This is a genomic window from Rhizobium sp. 2YAF20 (assembly GCF_052114685.1).
Lineage (GTDB): Bacteria > Pseudomonadota > Alphaproteobacteria > Rhizobiales > Rhizobiaceae > Rhizobium.
In genome coordinates this window covers 508447-527385 of record NZ_JBFRFF010000001.1, presented here as the reverse complement: position 1 = coordinate 527385, position 18939 = coordinate 508447, and the positions used below count along the sequence as shown (strand labels likewise).

The 18939-nt window shown below is 60.0% G+C and carries 15 protein-coding genes and 1 pseudogene; 3 read left to right on the top strand and 13 right to left on the bottom strand.

What is annotated here, in order from left to right; all coding sequences use genetic code 11:
• Positions 1-54: 54 nt before the first annotated feature.
• Both AB4Z52_RS02520 and AB4Z52_RS02515 read right to left on the bottom strand, forming a co-directional pair.
• Positions 55-1239, bottom strand: a complete 1185-nt coding sequence (locus AB4Z52_RS02520) for a benzoate/H(+) symporter BenE family transporter (protein ID WP_442216643.1) — start codon at positions 1237-1239, stop codon at positions 55-57.
• A gap of 369 nt (positions 1240-1608) precedes the next feature.
• Positions 1609-2193 (bottom strand): ATP-dependent Clp protease proteolytic subunit, encoded by a 585-nt coding sequence (locus AB4Z52_RS02515; protein ID WP_442216309.1) that lies wholly within the window; start codon positions 2191-2193, stop codon positions 1609-1611.
• Between the two features lie 220 nt (positions 2194-2413).
• Here AB4Z52_RS02515 and AB4Z52_RS02510 point away from each other — a divergent pair, with 220 nt between their 5' ends.
• Positions 2414-3202 carry a DUF2076 domain-containing protein gene (locus AB4Z52_RS02510; protein ID WP_442216308.1) on the top strand — a complete coding sequence of 263 codons (789 nt, stop codon included), beginning with the start codon at positions 2414-2416 and terminating at the stop codon, positions 3200-3202.
• Positions 3203-3263: 61 nt separating this feature from the next.
• Here the strand turns inward: AB4Z52_RS02510 and AB4Z52_RS02505 are convergent, their stop codons facing one another.
• The 7 genes from AB4Z52_RS02505 to AB4Z52_RS02475 form a co-directional block, all read right to left on the bottom strand.
• Positions 3264-3485, bottom strand: coding sequence for an XRE family transcriptional regulator (locus AB4Z52_RS02505; protein WP_442216307.1), 222 nt, complete (start codon positions 3483-3485; stop codon positions 3264-3266).
• Positions 3486-3543: 58 nt separating this feature from the next.
• Positions 3544-4008, bottom strand: a complete 465-nt coding sequence (gene queF, locus AB4Z52_RS02500; protein WP_442216306.1) for a preQ(1) synthase — start codon at positions 4006-4008, stop codon at positions 3544-3546.
• Between the two features lie 3 nt (positions 4009-4011).
• The gene (locus AB4Z52_RS02495) at positions 4012-4926 is read right to left on the bottom strand and encodes a cation diffusion facilitator family transporter (protein WP_442216305.1); all 915 of its coding nucleotides are present in this window, start codon (positions 4924-4926) and stop codon (positions 4012-4014) included.
• A 136-nt stretch (positions 4927-5062) separates the two neighbouring features.
• A complete protein-coding gene (locus AB4Z52_RS02490) occupies positions 5063-5839 on the bottom strand; it encodes a TIGR02117 family protein (RefSeq protein WP_442216304.1) in 777 nt (258 codons plus the stop codon).
• Positions 5840-5908: 69 nt separating this feature from the next.
• Positions 5909-8098, bottom strand: coding sequence for an anthranilate synthase (locus AB4Z52_RS02485; protein ID WP_442216303.1), 2190 nt, complete (start codon positions 8096-8098; stop codon positions 5909-5911).
• 238 nt (positions 8099-8336) lie between these two features.
• Positions 8337-9857, bottom strand: a complete 1521-nt coding sequence (locus tag AB4Z52_RS02480; protein ID WP_442216302.1) for an ABC-F family ATP-binding cassette domain-containing protein — start codon at positions 9855-9857, stop codon at positions 8337-8339.
• A gap of 437 nt (positions 9858-10294) precedes the next feature.
• The gene (locus tag AB4Z52_RS02475; RefSeq protein ID WP_442216301.1) at positions 10295-12514 is read right to left on the bottom strand and encodes a TonB-dependent hemoglobin/transferrin/lactoferrin family receptor; all 2220 of its coding nucleotides are present in this window, start codon (positions 12512-12514) and stop codon (positions 10295-10297) included.
• Between the two features lie 255 nt (positions 12515-12769).
• Between AB4Z52_RS02475 and AB4Z52_RS02470 the strand changes: the two genes are divergently transcribed.
• Positions 12770-13672, top strand: coding sequence for an extensin-like domain-containing protein (locus AB4Z52_RS02470; RefSeq protein ID WP_442216300.1), 903 nt, complete (start codon positions 12770-12772; stop codon positions 13670-13672).
• 556 nt (positions 13673-14228) lie between these two features.
• Here AB4Z52_RS02470 and AB4Z52_RS02465 read toward each other — a convergent pair.
• From AB4Z52_RS02465 to AB4Z52_RS02455, 3 genes are all read right to left on the bottom strand, one after another.
• Positions 14229-15908: a formate--tetrahydrofolate ligase gene (locus tag AB4Z52_RS02465; protein ID WP_442216299.1), complete on the bottom strand. Its 1680-nt coding sequence runs from the start codon at positions 15906-15908 to the stop codon at positions 14229-14231.
• A 157-nt stretch (positions 15909-16065) separates the two neighbouring features.
• The gene (locus tag AB4Z52_RS02460) at positions 16066-17091 is read right to left on the bottom strand and encodes a hypothetical protein (protein WP_442216298.1); all 1026 of its coding nucleotides are present in this window, start codon (positions 17089-17091) and stop codon (positions 16066-16068) included.
• A 128-nt stretch (positions 17092-17219) separates the two neighbouring features.
• Positions 17220-17354 carry a hypothetical protein gene (locus AB4Z52_RS02455; protein WP_442216659.1) on the bottom strand — a complete coding sequence of 45 codons (135 nt, stop codon included), beginning with the start codon at positions 17352-17354 and terminating at the stop codon, positions 17220-17222.
• Between AB4Z52_RS02455 and AB4Z52_RS02450 the strand changes: the two are divergent.
• A pseudogene (locus tag AB4Z52_RS02450) lies at positions 17351-17756 on the top strand (response regulator transcription factor); the annotation flags it as partial. The gene AB4Z52_RS02455 and the pseudogene AB4Z52_RS02450 sit on opposite strands and share 4 nt — an antisense overlap.
• Positions 17757-17791: 35 nt before the next feature.
• Here AB4Z52_RS02450 and AB4Z52_RS02445 read toward each other — a convergent pair.
• Positions 17792-18922 (bottom strand): DUF2333 family protein, encoded by a 1131-nt coding sequence (locus tag AB4Z52_RS02445; protein ID WP_442216297.1) that lies wholly within the window; start codon positions 18920-18922, stop codon positions 17792-17794.
• Between the last annotated feature and the right edge of the window lie 17 nt (positions 18923-18939).

Sequence of the window (18939 nt, the reverse complement as noted above, 5' to 3'; positions counted from 1 at the left end):
TGGACTTCATAGCTCGGCTTATAGCCGGGCGCCAGACAAGACGCAACCCCCGGCCTACTTCTTGAGCATCTGCACGAAACGCTGCATCGCCAGCATGAGGCCACCGGCGACAAGACCCCAGAATGCCCCTGATATGCCGGCAAACGTCACGCCCGAGGCTGTGATGAGGAAAGTGATCGCCGCCGCTTCCCGCGTGTCGGCCCGCTGGAACGCCGCCATCGCAGAGCCAGAAAACGCGCCGACCAGCGCCAATCCCGCCACCGCTTCGATCAGTACCGGCGGAGCCAGCGCCACGAATGCGGTCACCACGCCGGCAAGCAGTCCAAGCACGATGTAGCCGAGACCGGCGACGACGGCCGCCCAGTATCGCCTTGCCGGATCGGCATGCGCATCTTGCCCCGCACACATAGCGGCGGTGATTGCCGCAAGGTTCACCGCGTGGCCGCCGAACGGTGCGCTCAGCAGCGAGAACAACCCGGTCACGGCAAAAAGCCGACCCGGCTTCGGATCGTAGTCATTGACCTTCAGCACCGCGATGCCGGGAATGTTCTGCGAGGCCATGGTGACGATGAACAGCGGCAGCGCGATCGAAACCAGGCCGGGGAAACTGAACACCGGCCGGATCAACTCCATCCTTGGCACCAGCGACTGCACCACCGACGATAGAGCACCGTCCGGAACGTGCACGCCGAGGGCCAGCACCAGGGCAAATGCCAAAAGAGCGGCTGGCACCGCCCACAGGCGCCTGAATGCGCCGACGACGATCCAGGCAAGCACGATCGGCAGGCCGAACAGCGGGTTGAAGGCGATCGCTTTGACCGGAGCAAAGCAGAGCCCGATCAAGACGCCGGCGAGCATGGCATTGGCAAGCGGCGCCGGGATCGACGCGACTGCGCGCCCGAGCGGCCGAAAGAGCCCGGCGATGATGATGAGGATCGCGCAAACGAGAAAGGCCCCGACCGCTGCTGGAAAACCGCCTACGACGGCGCCAGTGCTGGCAAGAAGTGCCGCGCCCGGCGTCGACCAGGCTATGCTGACCGGCATGCGCGTCGAAAGGCTGATCACGATCGCACAGACCCCCATCGAGATCGACAATGCCGTCAGCCCTGAGGCGGCCTGCGCATCCGACGCGCCCACCGCCTGCAGCCCATGCAGCACGACGGCAAAGGAACTGGCAAAGCCGACGAAGGCGGTCAGAACCCCCATGAACAGGCTTTGAACTGAGAATTCTTTGAGCATGATGCCGCCGGAAGGATTGATGAATGCGATTGAACGCATGGAGCATTATCACCAGCGGTCGTGCAAGTCCCGTTTGTGGGTAAACGGTTCTGTATCTCCAAGGCCAGCCCGCGCCCAGCCCCCACTGTCGGCCGGGCCGACATCTCCCCTATAGGTGGGCAGAACAATTCCAGGCACCCTCCTGTACTCCGCCACCAATTGTTTGGCGGAGCCGGTGCGGCAAATTCCAAATCTCCCCACCTGTGGGGGAGATGTCACCGAAGGTAACAGTGGGGAGGCCAGGCGCGAGGCTAACGACCGCAACTCGCAAACAAAAATGCGCCCTCACCCGTCTTCCGACGGGCAAGGGCGCTACGAAACGCAATAGAATCAGATCTCGGTCTGCGACGTCACGATCCGCGAAACCAGACCATAAGCCTTGGCGTCTTCTGCGGTCAGCCAATAGTCGCGGTCCGTATCCTTGGCGATCTTCTCGATCGGCTGGCCGGTGGCAGCCGAAAAGATCCTGTTGAGGCGCTCGTTCATCTTGATGATTTCGCGGGCCTGGATCTCGATATCCGATGCCATGCCGCGGGTGCCGCCCGAGGGTTGGTGCAGCAGGAAGCGGGTATTCGGCAGGCAGATGCGCCGCTCCTTGGGGACGCTCACGAAAATCAGCGCACCGGCCGAAGCCACCCAGCCCGTCCCGATCATCCAGACCTTCGGCTTGATGAACTTGACAACGTCGTGGATCGAATCACCAGATTCGACGTGACCGCCGGGCGAGTTCACGTAGATACGGATATCGTCATCGCTGGCGGCGGCAAGGGCGACGAGCTGCGAGCAAACCTTTTGGGCCAGTTCCTGTGTGATTCCGCCATAGATGAAGATCGAACGCGACTTGAAGAGATTCGCCTCCGTTTCCTTCCCCAAAGGCAGTTCCGTCTTTTTTTCTTCCTGTTCGTCGTCGTTCATTCGCAACTCTCCACCATGATTTGTCCTGTCCCGCACATAGTGCGACTCAATGCGTAAAACAATGCAGGAAAAAGACAAGCCGCCGAGCCGGTGAAGATATCCTTACGCCCCATCGTGAATTACCAAAATGTAAGCTGTCGAGGCTTTGAAAAGCCAACATCCATCCCTAAGTCAGGTCAGCGCGAAGCATGTCCGCGCCCCGTCTACCAAGGAGGCCATTATGTCGCCCGAAGAACGCCAATTGCTTAGCTCTCTTTTCGACCGGATCAAATCCGCAGCGGCGACGCCGCGCGATGCTGATGCCGAAGCTCTCATCAACCAGTCCGTTCGCGACCAGCCCTATGCGCCCTACCTACTGTCACAGGCCGTGATCATGCAGGAACAGGGCATGAAAGCAGCCGCCGATCGCATCCAGCAGCTGGAAGCGCGGGTACGGGAACTGGAACAAGGCGCCAGCACCCAGCAGCAGGGCGGCGGCAGCTTCCTTGGCGGTCTCGGTTCGCTTTTCGGCGGCAGCCAGCCGTCTCAACCCCAGCGCGCCCCCGCGCCACAGCAGAACTACGCACCTCAGCCGGGCTACGCACCTCAGCCGGGCTACGCTCCGCAGCCGCAAGGTGGCCCTTGGGGTGGCGGACAGCCACAGCCTGTCGGCCCCTGGAGCCAGCAGCCGGGCGCACCCTCTGCCGGCGGCAGCTTCCTGCGCGGCGCGCTCGGCACGGCGGCAGGTGTCGCCGGCGGCGTGATGCTGGCGGAATCTTTAAGCAGCCTGTTCAGCCCGCATCTCGGCGGCCTCGGTGGCGCATCGGCGCTCGGCGCTGCCGGCCTTGGCACTCCTGCCGCGGCCCCGGTCGAAGAGACCGTCATCAACAACAACTACTACGGCAATGACAGCAAGGATGGTCAAGGCGGCAACGACGCCAACGACCAAACACTCGTCAGCGACGATAACGACAACGACAACAATTTCGACGACAGCAACGACGGAAGCGACGACAGCTTCAACGTTTGAAGCCGTCAATATTCTTGCGACGAGCGGGCATGGCGAACGCCTCGCCATTGCCCGGTCTGGTTCATTGCCCGATCATGCTGCTTCGGAAATGGCAATCCGCACCGAAAAGGCCGGCCCGCGCGGCAAGGCTGACCGAGGCATCGAGACTGAAACTATTTACCCAACCTCGCATCAGATCACTAAGGCGAGGCTGGGTAGTCTCCAGCCGACGCGCCGCCTCTGCCTGAGTGAGCTTCCAGCCACGCACCTGCTCAGTCTCTGCGAGGAACATCAACCGCTTCATCGCAAGGCGCCACCAATTATATCGATACGCCCAGTCGCTCCGAAACTGCCACAAAAAATCACCCCCGCCCGCGATACGGCTGCACGCCCTGATCCGGCAGCCAGACGCCTTCCGGGGGCTTGCCGGTCTGCCAGAAGACATCAATCGGAATGCCGCCGCGGGGATACCAATAGGCCCCGATCCTCAGCCATTTAGGCTGAAGAAGCTCGACGAGGCGCTTGGCGATATAGATCGAGCAATCCTCATGGAAGGCGCCATGGTTGCGGAAGGAATGCAGGAAGAGCTTCAGTGACTTCGATTCGACCAGCCATTCCGACGGAATGTAGTCGATGACGATATGAGCAAAATCGGGCTGTCCCGTCATCGGGCAGAGCGACGTGAACTCCGGCGCGGTGAAGCGCACGACATAGTCGGTACCCTGATGGCCCGACGGTACCTTCTCGAGAACGGCGTCATCAGGGTTTGCAGCAGTCTCGGTGTGGCTCCCGAGCATGGATAGGCCGGAAACATCGGTACTTGGCATGGGTTAATGCTCCTTGATCACTCTGACGCGGATACCATGGGCTTTCTCGCCCTCGGGTTCCACGTGGATGGTTATTTCGGCGCCCGCATGGATCGCCCGAATGGCATCTTCAAGGCGGTCGCAGATCTTGTGCGCCTCGCCGACTGCCATGCTAGAGGGCACGACAAGGTGGAAATCGACGAAGGTGACAGAGCCTGCGATCCGGGTCTTGAGGTCGTGCACTCCGAGCGACCCGACCGCATGGGTGGCGATCGCCTCCTTGATTGCCGCTTCCTCGACAGGCAGCACAGCCTTGTCCATCAATCCATCGATCGAATGGGAAATGACTGCATAGCCCTGATAGAGGATATTCAGCGCCACCAGGATAGCAAGGATCGGGTCGAAGATCGGGTACCCGGTCCAGAGTGCCAGCAGCAGGCCGCCAAGAACGCCGATCGACGTTACAACGTCGGACATGATGTGCTGCCCGTCGGCGACGAGCGCCACCGACCGATGCGCCCGGCCCTCTCTGATCAAAATCCGCGCCCAGACCAGATTGAAGATGCCCGCCACAAAGTTGATCGCGAGACCCATCGCCGGCGCCTGCATGGGCTCCGGGTTGCTCAGATGGCCAACGGCCGCCTGGACGATCAAAAGCGCAGCGACGACGATCAGAACGCCCTCGGTAACCGCGGACAGGTATTCCGCCTTGTGATGGCCGAACGGATGGTCGGCATCCGCCGGCTTTTGCGCATAGCGGATGACGAAGAAAGCGATGAAGGCCGCAGCGACATTGACGAAGGATTCAAGTCCGTCCGAAAGCAGCGCCACCGAACCCGTCACCCACCACGCCGCCATCTTGATGGCCATGACGCCAAGCGAGACCGGGATCCCCCAGAACGCCAGTTGCTGGATGCTCTGTTTGCCGCTTGCGGCCATGCCTTTCTCCCATGCGGATGCGAATGAATTGCAGAAAATCGGCCCTTCAATGCAAAACCGCGTGCCCGAAATTTCGGGCACGCGGCTCATTGCGGTTGATATGGGGGATTAAGGCCGATTTGTCAAAGCTGATCTACTATCCTGGCTGAGCCACCGGTTGCCGCGGCGCCGCAAAAACCGCCGGATCATTGTGCAGCCAAAGCGACACCCGCAGCATCCATGGCAGGACCGTCCACCAGCCGGAAGTGAGACCGGCGTGGCGCAGGGCAGCCGCAGTCCAGGTGTTGCATCCCGCGAGCACGTTAAAGTAGCCCTCCCCTTCGAAAAAGGCATCGTGATGGCCGTAGGCGCTGCCCAAAAGCGGTATCGGTCCGTTTTCCCCCACGGTGAAACTGCCGCGAATGAAGGTCAGCAAGCGGTCGAACCCAGCCGCGTCGATGTCGATGATACTGACCTCGGGACGATCGAATGGAATATCGCCGGCAAGTTCGACATGCATGACGGCGCGATCAAGGGTTAGGCTTTTTAGCACCGGAACGGTCTTCAAATCCGCCCACGTCGGCGTCTGAGTGTAGAAGGCGCGTCCACCCCAGCCGAAAATCAGATAGCGAAGATTGGGATTGTCGAGATCGAGCCCGCCAGTGCTCAGGAAGCCGAACTGTGCCAGAACGTCGCCGTCTACCGGGATGGCGATATCGGTGTGGATTGGATTGCTCAGCACAAGAATACGCGACCGCCAATCTACAGGCTTTGAGGCAGCACTGACCCAGATCGGGCGCGGGACCAGTATGCCAGTTGTGACAATCACCAGGACAAACAGCGCTAGCGTCGACAGGGCTTTGAAGGCTTTGGCAAGCACACGGTGATCCGTCGGAATGAGAGCGCGAGAATTTGTGCGTCGATGGCGCGGCATCAAGGCACGTTCCACAGGTCGGGCTCAGTCGGCCAGAAAAATCTACCGACTGAGACAATGTGCGGCTCCTTACGCCGCCTTCGTCTTCACCCGTCTTGCCAGATGCGCCACCACGTTTTCGATCATGCGCATGCCGGCGTCGCCGCCGAGCGTCATGATCGATTCCGGGTGAAACTGCACGGCGGCGACCGGCTCCTTGACGTGCTCGATGCCCATGATCGTGCCGTCCTCGCTCTCAGCGGTGATCATGAAGTCGCGCGGCAAAGTCGACGGATCGGCAAAGATCGAATGATAGCGACCGACGGTGACTTCCTTGGCAAGGCCTGAAAACACGATGCCGGGCTCCAGCACGCGGATGCGCGACGGCTTGCCGTGCATCGGGATCGCCAGCTGGCGAAGGTCGCCGCCATAGGCCTCGGCCAGCGCCTGGAGACCGAGGCAAACGCCGAAGATCGGCAGGTTGCGGGCCCTGGCCTTCTTGATCGTCGCCTTGCAGTCGAAATCCTTGGGATTTCCAGGGCCGGGAGACAAGACGACAAGATCCGGATCGAGCCGTTCGAAAATCTCTTCCGACACAGGCGAGCGCACCGTCGACACCGTCGCACCGGTCTGGCGGAAATAGTTGGCGAGCGTATGGACGAAACTGTCCTCGTGATCCACCAGGAGGATCTTAACGCCATGGCCGACTGCTGCGACGTCGCGGGACGTCTTGCTGGAGTTGGCGGCCTTGGCATCGCGAATTGCGGAGAGCATGGCAGACGCTTTCAATTCGGTTTCGGCTTCTTCGTCTTCCGGAATGGAGTCGTTCAACAGCGTAGCACCGGCACGCACTTCGGCAATGCCATCCTTGATGCGCACAGTGCGAAGCGTCAGCCCAGTGTTCATGTCGCCGTTGAAGCCGACCATGCCGATCGCGCCGCCATACCAGGCGCGCGGGCTCTTCTCGCGCGATTCGATGAAACGCATCGCCCAGAGTTTTGGTGCGCCGGTGACCGTCACTGCCCAGGCATGGCTTAGGAAGCCGTCGAAGGCATCCATGTCGTCGCGCAGCCGCCCCTCGATATGATCGACGGTATGGATGAGACGCGAATACATTTCGATCTGGCGGCGGCCGATTACCTTGACCGAGCCCGGCTCGCAGACGCGGCTCTTGTCGTTTCGGTCGACGTCAGAGCACATGGTAAGCTCAGACTCGTCCTTCTTGGAATTCAAGAGCTTGAGGATCTGTTCGCTGTCGGCGATCGGATCGTCGCCACGCTTGATCGTGCCGGAGATCGGGCAGGTCTCGATGCGGCGGCCGGATACCCGGACGAACATTTCAGGCGAGGCCCCGACCAGATATTCCTGGTTGCCGAGATTGATGAAGAAGGAATAGGGCGAAGGGTTGATCGCTTTGAGCCGTTTGGAAATATCCGATGGCTTGCTGTCGCAGCGCTCCATGAACTTCTGCCCGGGCACCACTTCGAAGAGATCGCCCTTGCGGAAGCTCTCCTTGGCCTTGGTCACCAGTTCGGCAAATTCGCCCGGCCGGTGATCACTCTTCGGCGGAATGGCGTCGGTGTGCTCGAAAGGCTCAGGTGCAATATCCCCGGCCTTGCCTTCGGTGGTCGCGCCAGCCTTTGCAAAGTCGTAGCGGTCGATCCAGGCCTTGGCGGAGTAGTTGTCGACGACGAGGATTTCGTCCGGCAGGTAGAGCACCATGTCGCGCTGGTCCGACGGGCGTGTAAGCTTCAGGTCGATGGCGTCGAACTGGAAGGCAAGATCGTAGCCGAAGGCGCCATAAAGGCCGAGGCTTGCATCCGCCTGAGAATAAAACAGATCGGTGACGGCGCGCAGAACCGTGAAAACCGTCGGCATCTTCGAGCGCTCTTCCTCGGTAAAGACGCGATCGGGCGTCTTCACGGTCAGGTCGAGACGGCGCGCCGCCGAACCGCTGATCGAAATCTCGGAAACCGCCGTCAGCCGTTCGGCAATGAAGCCAAGGATCACCTCGCCGCGCTCGTTATAGGCTTCGATCCAGACGTTGCGGCCAAAGCAGGAAATGCCGATCGGCGGATCGACGATCGCGGTATCCCAACGGGTATAGCGGCCGGGATATTCGTAGTTCGACGAAAACACCGCACCGCGACGTTCGTCGAGCTTGTCGATATAGGACGAAACGGCATCGGCATAGGGGATAGGCCGACGCTGACGCGTGACCGTGATCCCGCCGCGCGTTTCGTAGATTTCCGCACCGTCATCCCGAAGGATCGTTACCATGATTTGTCTCTCCGCTCTCTCCATGCCCGGATGACAGGCGCTTTAAAAACAAAAAAAGCCGCCTGAAAGTTTCGGGCGGCTTACTCGTCGTCTGTGAACACGATTGATCGAGGCCGCTTTAGCGTGCCCACCACCAGGATGCATTGTTCAAAGACGTGCTCATGGCCGAATTGTTACCGTGAGATGTGACGATGCGCAAGCGGCAATTCTGAGGGAATGTCTCGAGCAGCAGATGCGCCTAAAGTCGGGCTGAGGCAAAGAAATTTTCCGGCCCGTCGATTTCCACGAGACGCCGTTTGTCGATCAGCCAGAAGCGATTGCCGATTGCCCTGACAAAACTGCGATCATGCGAGACGAGCAAGCAACTTGCCTCCTGTGCCAGAAGCTCGGACTCCAGGGTTTCCTGACCGTTGATGTCCAAATGGTTGGTCGGCTCGTCCAGCAGATAGAAATTGGGAGCCCGAAGGCGCAGAACCAGCATCGCAAGTCTCGCCTTCTGTCCGCCGGACAACCTGCCGATAGGCTGGTTCTGCATATCGACGCCGATGCCGGCACCTGCAAGGAGTGTGCGAGCGCGTTGCTCGGCAAGTTCGAACAGGCGCGTCGTGACGCCGAGCGGCGTCTCGCCGTCGGCAAGGCTGGAGAGCGTCTGGTCGCCGTAACCGAGCACCAGCGACGGCGTCGCCCTGATGGCCTCCGGCACCGCATTCTGGTCGACAATCGCTTGCCTAATCATCTCGACAAGACGCGATTTGCCGACGCCATTCCGGCCGAGCAGCACGATGCGATGGCCCTGGCAAATCCATTGTTTGCCGGTCTTGAAGAGCAATGCCCCATCCGGGGTTGTGACCGAAACATCGTCAAGAGTGATCACCACCTTCGCGTTGATGCCGCGGTTGGCAAGCCGGATCGCGCCGGCCGAGCGCTCCAGAAAACCCGGCCGCGCCTCATCTTCCAGGCGGTCGGCCCGCTGCTTCAATTGCTTCGTCTTGACGGTCAAGAGGTCACTGCCGGAATTGACGGCAATATTGTTGAGCTTGGCCGCCTGACGCCGCAACTGCTGCGCCGCCTTCATATCCCTTTGATATCGGCGCTGGTCGGAGGCATCCGCGTGGTCAAGCGCCTCCCGCGCCCGGCCGTAGGGCAGTGAGAAAACCTGGGAATGTTCGGATCGCAGGAACAGCGTCCGGTTGGTTGTCGCGTCGAGAAATGCCCTGTCGTGGCTGGAGATCAGCACCGGGACATCCCGCGCAAGGGCATTGAGCCAATCCTCGAGCCGCGCAATCTTTGCAAGATCGAGATGGTTCGTCGGCTCGTCAAGCAGCAGCACGTCTGGTTCGGTCACCCAGACGCGGGCAAGAAGGGCAAGTCGCTGCCAGCCACCACTCAGTTCCGCAAGTGGCCTCTTGCGCAATGCTACCGGCACGTCGAGTTGATCGAGCACGACATCCGCGCGCCATCCTTCGCTCTCCGCTTGTGCGGCGGACAAGGCTTGACATACCGCATCTCGGAACGGCGTCTCCAGTAGCGAGGCCGGGACATTCTGCTCGACATAGCCAGCACGCAGGCCACGCGACCGCGTGATCTCGCCTACTGTCGGATCAAGCCTGCCGGCAATACAATTGAGAAGCGTCGACTTGCCCCTACCGTTTGCGGCAACAATGCCGACGCGGTCTCCGGCGTCGACGGTGAAATTGAGATCGGATATGAGCGGCGCACCCAGGGTGACGCCGAAATTACGCAAGGTGATCAGTGCCATAATCGTTCTCTGGTCTGCCGAGCAGACAGCATCAATCCGCAATCGTCGATCGCTATGGATATTGATGCTGAAGACCGAACTGCCGCCGAGGGCTGACGTCCGGTCATGTGTCACTCGGTGATTGTCAAGAAGCAGCCACGCGAACACGAACAGTTCGCAACTGCATGCCTTAAGGGGCAGACCAGGAAGGAGTTAAATGAGCTACAGCCTCTGATCAGCCCTGCAAACGCATCCGCAGGGCATTGTTCGGGCCGAACTGACGATTACGCCAGAGATAGATAATCATGATACGGCCCTCCTTTCTCGCTCGGTTATGTCATTCTACTAGCATCCAGCGCGGCGCGAAACAACGTCAAGTCTGAAGTCACACCACGATGTCACCCAAAGAAAAGGCGCCGCCGCAGCGCCGCCCAGCGGTGTCGAAAGACTTCGGGCAATCAGAAGGCCTGCGTCAAGGACACTTTGAAGGTGCGCCCAGGCTGCGAATAGTAGGCATAGGGCTGGGGCAGAGTGCCGGTGGTGTTGAGTGCGTTGTAGTAGGTCTTGTCGAAAATGTTGTAGACGCCTGCGCGCAAGGTCAGGCCTTTTACCTTTTTCGGCTGTGCCCAGGCCGTCAGGTCGAAGATGCCGTAGCCCGGCGTGCGGAATTTGTCTCCATCCCTCTTCGGCTCGCTCGCTGCCGTGATGAAGGTGAGGTCGGTTCCCCAGGTCTCTGTGGCGTAGCCGACGCCGAGGGCGGCCTTTGCCGGAACGTCCGAACTGATGTAGGCGCCCGAATCGCTGTCCTTGCCGTTCGAATAGGCGAACGCGCCGTTGATGTGGATGCCGTTGTCGAAGGTCTTGTGGACCTTGGCCTCGAGACCGTAGATGCGAACATTGGCGCGATTGAAGTATTCGGTAATGCCGAGCGGATAGGTGCCGGTCGGATCGGCGGAGCTTTCGGAATCGATGAAGTTCTTGTAGCGGTTATAGAAAACGCCGATATGGCCGCCGAAATCCTTGTCGCCAAGGTTCGTGCCTATCTCGATGCCGTTGCTAGTTTCCGGCTTGAGGTCGGGGTTGCCGTAGCTGACATATCCGCCGGGAACACCGTAGTTCTCATAGAGCTCCGTCACGTTCGGTGCGCGAAAAGCCATCGCCCACTGAGCATAAATCTCGACATCGTCCTGCGGTTGGTAGGACGCACGCAGCTTCGGGGAGAAGCGGCTGTCGGATTGGCCGACGGGCATGCCGCTGTAGTTGGCACTGCGGCTATAGGCATCAGTGCTCTCAGGCGAATAATCGTACCAGTCGAAGCGCAGACCCGGCGTCAGCGAAAAGGCGCTTGAACCAAACGTGATCTTGTCGTCGACGAATGCACCGACGCGCTTGCCGTCGATATCGGGCATGTCGGACTGGTTGGTATGCAAGAAGTTGCAGCTATAGGTGAAGCGGACGCTGCAGCTATCCTTGCCTGCGGAATACTGGCGCGTCTTGTCGAAGGAGACATTCAGGCCGGCTGTGACCTTGTGATTTAGGGCGCCGGTATCGAAGGACTTTTCAACGTCGCCGTTGAAGCCGATGGCCCGATCCTCGATCTCGTTTCGGCGCCAGTAATCGCCGATGACGGCGGTGTTGCGATAGCCGGCGCTTCCATTTTCGCGCAGCAGATGCTGCCAGTAGAACACCGCGTTGGCGCTGTCGAACAGCGCATCGTCATCGGCCGCCTCGAACTTGTAGTCGAGCGAGACGCGGTCGCGTGATGTATCGTTGCTGCCGTCGTAGTCACCGGGCCGGAAGTTTCCCTTAGGCGCCTGAAGGGTTCTTAGATCCGTGTCGACGTCCTTGGCGAAGTGCTCCGCCGTCAGGCCGAAGATGCTGCCTGAATCGGTGTATTGGCGGATCTTGAAGAGCAGGTTCTTCTGATTGTAGTCGGCCGGGTTCGCCTCGGTGCGCGTGGTCGAATAGCCGCCGACGTCGCCATTGCTGTCCGTCTCATGGCCGCGGCGGTAGCCACCCTGGAACAGGACAGCCGTATTCTCGATCCGCTTGGCAATGGCAGCCGACGCCCCGACGCTCCGGTCGTCGCCGTCATAGTCGAGCTTGAAGATGCCGCCAAAGGTCGCGCCGGGCTTGATCAAGTCCCCGGGTTCCAGCGTGCGCAGAACCACCGCACCGCCAAGCACACCCGAGCCGCCGCGACTCGAATCGGCACCGCGGACGATATCGATCGTCGAGAGCATGTTGAAATCGAAGCTGTTGGTGCCGCCGTCCGCATCGCGCGCGCCGTCCAGCAGGAACGGAATCTGAATACTGTCGATCGTGGTCAGCACCCGATCATCGCCGAGGCCGCGAATGTTGGTGCTGCCGTTTGTGGGATTGTAGCCGACGCCGACCTCCGTGCTGCGTCCCAGATCAGCGATGCTGTTGATCTGCTTGTCGTTGATGGTCTGCGCCGTGGTCTCGGAGGCAAGCGGCGTATCCGCCACCACATCCTTCGACGGCTTGTTGCCTTTGACTACAATTTTCTTCAAGGCCGTTGCTGTATCGTCCTTTGGGGAGGCAACATCTGTGGAGCTGCCCTGTTTTACCGTCTGCGCCTGGGAGGCAGTGCCCATTCCCAGAGCCAAAAATGCCGTGCACGCCAAGAGAACCGAGCGGGATCGCCGGACAACCATAACCATTCCTTTCGAGTGATGTCACCGGGCTGGCTGGTTGGCGCGCTTGATGCACCCAAGGGGCTGGCTAGGGTCGAAAGCCGCTCAATCGCCGCCTTCTTTCTGCCGCATAAAAAACATGACAATATTTGTCAATATATAGGCTGGACATAATCATGAATTCTTTAATCAAGTTTAACCGCTGGCGTCTTTCGTGACCGAATTGCAACGAATTGCACCCTGAGCGCGTTGTCCCCGACGAGATAACCGCAACGGGTGACACGCTTGATCGTATTTCGGATTGCCACGGCCACTGCCTGTCTATGCCTCCTGACAGCAGCCTCCCTTCCAAAAACCGGCCCTCTGCCGGAAACAAAGCCTGGACAGGAGCAGCCCGAGACACCCACCAATCTTCCAACGCCGACCCCGAAACCTGAGGAACCAGGAAACAAATCGGAAGCTCCCGATAGCAAGCAGCCACGGAGCGAAACGCCCAACCCCGGAAATCCTGTCGAACCGGAAGGCGCCAAGCCGCGCGAGCCCGGCGAGGCGCCGCAAGCAGCCCCATCCGAAGACAATGCCAAGCCGCCTGAACCTCCGCTGACCATCGAGCCCGAATCCGACGAGGACCATCAGTCCTGCATGAAGGACCTGCAGGCGATGGGCGCCGTCTTCAAGGACATACCACGCATCGACGACGGCAATGGCTGCGGCATCGACAAGCCGATCGCACTGTCGGAAGCCCTGCCCGGCATCAAGGTAAAGCCGGAAGGCACGATGCGCTGCGAGGCGGCGCTGGCGCTTGCCCATTGGATGAAGCAGAGCGTCATTCCGGACGCGGCAACCGCACTCAAGGATGCCGGGCCGATCGCCACGATCAACCAGGCATCGACATATATCTGCCGGCTGCGCAACAACGCCACTACGGGGAAAATCTCGGAACATGCCCGCGGCAACGCCATCGACGTCGCCAGCTTCACCTTTCAAAACGGCACGACGGTTGCCGTCGAGCCCAGACGCGAAGACCCGACGCTCACAGGCGCATTCCAACGCAGCGTCAGCGCCGCCGGATGCCTCTATTTCACGACCGTACTCGACCCCGAAAGCGACGCCGCCCACGAACATCACTTCCATCTAGACGTGATGAAACGCTCTGGTGGATTCCGGTATTGTCATTGAGAATAGGCATTAATTTCAACAAATTAAGATTTACGCTTGAATCAAATGGCCAAGCTCTTAAGCTTGTGCTTGAAACCAGCGCCGAGTGCCGCTGATGACGATATTCACCTTTGAAAGGCATGAAACGACGGCCTCGCCTAGCCAAGCGACGTTAGCTGTCATCTGTTGAAATGGTGGAACTCGCAATCGAGGAATTCGTCGAACGCGAGGAGTGGCAAATTGCGGAAATCGAAGCCGCAGACGCCGACAAAGCGATTGTGCCTCGGACGACGAAGTTGACGCCGACTTTGACAAGTATGTCCGTATCAGGCCGGCCCAATGAAGCTGCACGTTAAGGGGACGAAAAGGGCATCATCCCGGTTCGACGATATCGGCTGTTACATTGGCGCTCAAAACCCTTCGGCGGCTGACAATGTTCTCACTGATCTTTGCCAGATCATCGTCTAGCGCAGGCCGAAAATCGCATCGAAATCCTCACCTTCATGCACACGTCGCAGAGATGGCCTGCAAGGTTCTGAAGGCGTTGATGTCCCTCGTTAACTGCCGGATTCAACCTCTAAAACAACCCCTCTATATATCCGTCTTCATTGACGAAGATTCGCTCAGCCGACGGTGATCTCGGCAGGCCGGGCATGGTTCTCATATCGCCCGTGATAGCGACGACGAAGCCGGCGCCGGCCGAGAGGCGCACCTCGCGGACGTGAACGACATGTCCCGCCGGGGCGCCGAAAACGGTGGGATCGGTCGAGAAGGAATATTGCGTCTTGGCGATGCAGACCGGCAGGTTGCCATAGCCCTCCTTCTCCCACGCATCCAGCTGGTCGCGGACAGTCTTGTCAGCCGTTACCTCACCGGCATTGTAGATCTCGGAGGCGACGATTTCGATCTTCTCCATAAGGGGGATATCGTCGGGATAAAGCGGCGTGAAGCGTGCGACCCCCGAGCTTGCAAGCTGGACTACCTTGTGCGCCAGTTGTTCGATGCCGGCAGAGCCTTCCGCCCAATGACGGCACAGAATAGCCTCGGTGCCGAACTTTGACACATAGGCCTTGATGGCGGCGACTTCCGCCTGGGTATCCGAGGTGAAATGATTGATCGCGACCACCACGGGAACGCCGAACTTGCGGACATTGTCGATATGCCGCCCGAGGTTGACACAGCCCTCGACCAGCGCGCCGACATTCTCCTTGCCCAAATCCTCCCTTGCCACGCCGCCGTTCATCTTCAGCGCGCGTATGGTCGCGACGATAACGGCCGCGTCCGGCGAGAGACCGGCCTTGCGGCACTTAATGTCGAAGAATTTCTCGGCGCCGAGATCCGCCCCGAAGCCGGCCTCGGTCACTACGTAGTCGGCAAGCTTCAAGGCGGTGCGCGTGGCGACGACCGAATTGCAGCCATGGGCAATATTGGCAAACGGCCCGCCATGCACAAAGGCCGGATTGTTCTCCAGCGTCTGGACGAGATTGGGTTGCATTGCATTCTTGAGCAGCACCGCCATCGCGCCGTCCGCCTTGAGATCGCGGGCAAATACCGGCGTCTTGTCGAAGCGATATCCCACAATGATGGCGCCGAGCCTGCGCTCCAGGTCTTTGAGATCGGTCGCCAGGCAAAGGATCGCCATCACCTCCGATGCGACGGCGATGTCGAAGCCGCTTTCGCGCGGAAAGCCGTTGGCAGCACCGCCGAGCGAAACGACGACGTTGCGCAAGGCCCGATCGTTCATATCAAGCACCCGCCGCCAGGTGACGCGCCGCATGTCGATGTTCTGGGCGTTGCCCCAGTAGATGTGGTTGTCGATCAGCGCCGCCAGCAGATTATGGGCCGAGGTGATCGCATGGAAATCACCCGTAAAATGCAGGTTGATGTCTTCCATCGGAATGACCTGGGCATAGCCGCCACCCGCAGCTCCACCCTTTTGGCCGAAACAGGGCCCGAGCGAAGGCTCGCGGATGCAGACGACGGCCTTCTGTCCGATACGGTTGAGCCCGTCGCCAAGACCGACCGTCGTCGTGGTCTTGCCCTCGCCGGCCGGCGTCGGGTTAATCGCGGTGACGAGGATCAGCTTGCCATCTTTCCTGAGCATTTGCGCCTCGATGAATGCCGCGCTGATCTTCGCCTTGTCATGGCCGTAGGGGACCAACTCCTCCTGTGGGATACCGAGCCTTGCGCCGATCTCGACGATCGGCACCTTAATCGCCGCACGCGCTATTTCGATGTCGGATCTTGCAGTCCCCATTCGACCAGGCTCCCTCTTGCTCGGCACAACCGGCTGAGCGGGATTTACCGCAACGGCGGGGAACTGTGAATAGAACCGGCGCAAAGACACGACCGAATGTCGGATATCGCACCCCAACTCGAGCGGATCGTGACCAAGGCCAGGCAAGCCAAGGAAATTAGGCGGTCCGGGTAAATGTCCCCAGATGGCCAGCTTCTGGCATTGCCGCCTGCTGCACGGTCGGCGTCGGCATGCCGGGCTCCGGCGTATCCGGCAACGGTGGAGATTGGGGCGCAATGGTTGGCGCGGGCGGAGCAACAGGCGCCAACGGAGCAATCGGCGCAGTGCAGGTTGCAAGCGTCCTGCCAGCCGGGCACGCTTCCGCAAGCACAAGCTGGTCGGCGGTGGCCAGTTCGGTGGTCATCCCAAGATCGAGCGCCTCCGTCTGCGATAGAACGCGGATCGACTGAGGTGTCGCGCTCATCATCAGATCGAACAGTTTCGCATCGACACCCATCTTGCCGAGATAGGCGATGAGGGCTGCCTTCTGCCTTGCCCCCAGCTTCGTCGTATCGCGTTTACCGACCATCTTTCGGCCGACCTCCCGCTTGGACAGGATCCGCTTCTTGCCGTTGAGGACCTCGTATTCGGTGCGGTATTGAACCCGGACCTCGCGATAGGTCGTGGTGATCTGATGCACGCCGATCGCGGCCGAGGAACTGGCGATCCTTCTGATGCCACCGGCCAGAACCAGCGGACATGCAGAAAGACAGACGGCGCCATTCGAATAGACTTCACCGGCGAGCGAACCGTCTTTCTGCCGCGCCTCCTTGCAAAGAGGATCGCCATAGGGGCAATCACGAGCCCGGGTGCCGCCGACGGCAACCGACAGCCCCTGTCTGCGGATGATGGTTCCCATTTGCATCGCGGCAGCAACGTCGCCGCCGGGCGAACGCACCAGGATCGGCAGCTTCCTGTTGCCCAGGTGCTTGAGAAACTTCTGCAGTTTTCCCGGCGAATCGGCAAAGATCTGTCCCTCGGCAGAGATCCAGTCGGCGCAGTTGCCGTCGCTTCGACAATAGCTGCCGTCCCCATGAACCACCAGGAATTCCATCGGCCGATCGAGGACCGGCACCGCGGCGGCGTTTGCCGGCGCCATTGGCAGCAAGGCGACAAGGAACGCCGCGACCAATGGTGCCGCCAACGTCGCGCTCCGTAGCAAAAACTGTTTCAAGTACGCCCATACCATGAACTGGATAGTCCGAAAGTAACTGCAGATCCTGAATCGATAGCAACCGCCCGCGCCAATGGCAAGTAATCCGAGGCCCGGCCTCAGTCGTCTCCCATCGCGACTATGCCGGCATTGCCGCCGGCCGCCGCCGTGTTGATCGAGATCACCTGCTCGCGTGCGAAGCGTTGCAGGTAAGCCGGGCCGCCCGCCTGGAAGCCGGAGCCGGAAGGGTCCAATCCGCCGGAGGGCTGGGTGCCGACACCACGAGCTGGCGATGGGTGTCACCAGTCCGATCAATGCGACGCACGGCCAAAGGCTCGTCTTTTGGTTCCTAGGCAATCGCAGCGGCCTTACCCAGGTCGAGCTCAACGAGCTCTGGATGAACATGCTGCAGGCGCTCGATAGCTACATTTTCATCGTGCGCAGCGAAGGTGCCGTCCAGCAAGCGCTATCGCCGCGCGAATTTGAGATCGTTCGCTGGACGGCGCAGGGAAACATATCCATCGAGATCGGCCAGATCCTTTCCCTGTCGGATCAAACCGTCAACGCCTACATGACCAATGCGACCAAAAAAGCTCGACGGCGTGAACCGCACCCAGCTCGTCGCCAAGGCTATCAGGTTGAAACTGATAAACTGACGATCTCTCCAAGTCTGGTTGTCTTTGAGCCGGGACTATCTGCCGCCAAGAACCGCCCTTGTCTCCACCAGGTTGGAGCGCACCCTCAGAATATAAAAACCCATCGTCGCCAGATGGCTCGGCATGATCCAGCCGTCCTCGCGTCCGTTCGAGATGATCAGCGGCTGAATACGAAGCGCTGCCTGGAATTGCTTCATGGTATCGGTCCAGAGCGTGCCGACATTGCGCTCGGCCAGAACCTTGGAAAAATCCGATCCGGCGGCATCCAGTATCCCGTAATAACCGTAGAGCTGGCCATAGGCGAACCAGAACCGGTCGTCGGCGCGCATGTCGAACCAGCCGTAATTGTGCTTTTCCGAGCGCTCGGCCAAAACGTCCGACGTGGAACCGAGATCGTTGGTGATGCGGTCGATGAACTGGATCAGGTTGTCGGCGCGGCTGTCGAAGGTGGCACTGCACTTGCCAAGATCGGTATTGAACTTTCGAAGGCTGTTGATGGCGGCACGATAGTAGCTCGGCGTCGGCGTCTTCGGGCCAAAGGGCCGAAAACCGAAATACCAGCTGGACTCGTCGAACTGCAAATTGCCCCGGGCGCTCTGGAGATCGTTGTTGATCCCTGATGTGCCGCGAACACGACCGAGCGAATCCACCAGCTCGACCGCCGTCCGACGAACCGCCTGATTGACGCCACGCTGGAACGCGGCCTTGTTGTCGAAGAACGGTGTGCTGTCCCAGTCCATCCCGAAAAAGCCGAGCTTGAACATGAGCATGGACGAAATCCAAGCATTCTGGTTGACGTTGAAGTCGATAAGGTCCGCCGTCACGTCGACAAGTGCTGAGGGCTGACAGACCTTTGCAGCCGTCGCCTGGCTCGCGTCGACAGGTGGCAGCTCCTGCCCTGCCGGTTTGCGATCGGCGAGCTTGTAGCGGTCGATATAGTTGGGATCAAAGCCCGTCCAGGCCTGCGTCTGCCAGATGAAATAGACGTAAAGGCACCCTATCAACAGGACGAAGGCAGCAAGCGGAAGCTTGATGAACCAATTGCGCTGGCGATACCATCCATGCGCCGCGAGAAAGGGCCAGGTCGCCCAAACCACAAGCAAGCTCAAGGCGCGCCCGACGGCGCGCAACATGCGCCTGAGGAAGGCAACGATTGGATCAAGCATTAGGCATCTCCCTTTGC

Bases quoted from the DNA above. Each gene is read 5' to 3' on its own strand.
- AB4Z52_RS02475 (WP_442216301.1), bottom strand. From the start codon at position 12,514: ATGGTTGTCCGGCGATCCCGCTCGGTTCTCTTGGCGTGCACGGCATTT.
- AB4Z52_RS02515 (WP_442216309.1), bottom strand. From the start codon at position 2,193: ATGAACGACGACGAACAGGAAGAAAAAAAGACGGAACTGCCTTTGGGG.
- AB4Z52_RS02480 (WP_442216302.1), bottom strand. From the start codon at position 9,857: ATGGCACTGATCACCTTGCGTAATTTCGGCGTCACCCTGGGTGCGCCG.
- AB4Z52_RS02465 (WP_442216299.1), bottom strand. From the start codon at position 15,908: ATGGGGACTGCAAGATCCGACATCGAAATAGCGCGTGCGGCGATTAAG.
- AB4Z52_RS02505 (WP_442216307.1), bottom strand. From the start codon at position 3,485: ATGAAGCGGTTGATGTTCCTCGCAGAGACTGAGCAGGTGCGTGGCTGG.
- AB4Z52_RS02485 (WP_442216303.1), bottom strand. From the start codon at position 8,098: ATGGTAACGATCCTTCGGGATGACGGTGCGGAAATCTACGAAACGCGC.
- AB4Z52_RS02445 (WP_442216297.1), bottom strand. From the start codon at position 18,922: ATGCTTGATCCAATCGTTGCCTTCCTCAGGCGCATGTTGCGCGCCGTC.
- AB4Z52_RS02510 (WP_442216308.1), top strand. From the start codon at position 2,414: ATGTCGCCCGAAGAACGCCAATTGCTTAGCTCTCTTTTCGACCGGATC.
- AB4Z52_RS02495 (WP_442216305.1), bottom strand. From the start codon at position 4,926: ATGGCCGCAAGCGGCAAACAGAGCATCCAGCAACTGGCGTTCTGGGGG.
- AB4Z52_RS02520 (WP_442216643.1), bottom strand. From the start codon at position 1,239: ATGCTCAAAGAATTCTCAGTTCAAAGCCTGTTCATGGGGGTTCTGACC.
- queF (WP_442216306.1), bottom strand. From the start codon at position 4,008: ATGCCAAGTACCGATGTTTCCGGCCTATCCATGCTCGGGAGCCACACC.
- AB4Z52_RS02490 (WP_442216304.1), bottom strand. From the start codon at position 5,839: ATGCCGCGCCATCGACGCACAAATTCTCGCGCTCTCATTCCGACGGAT.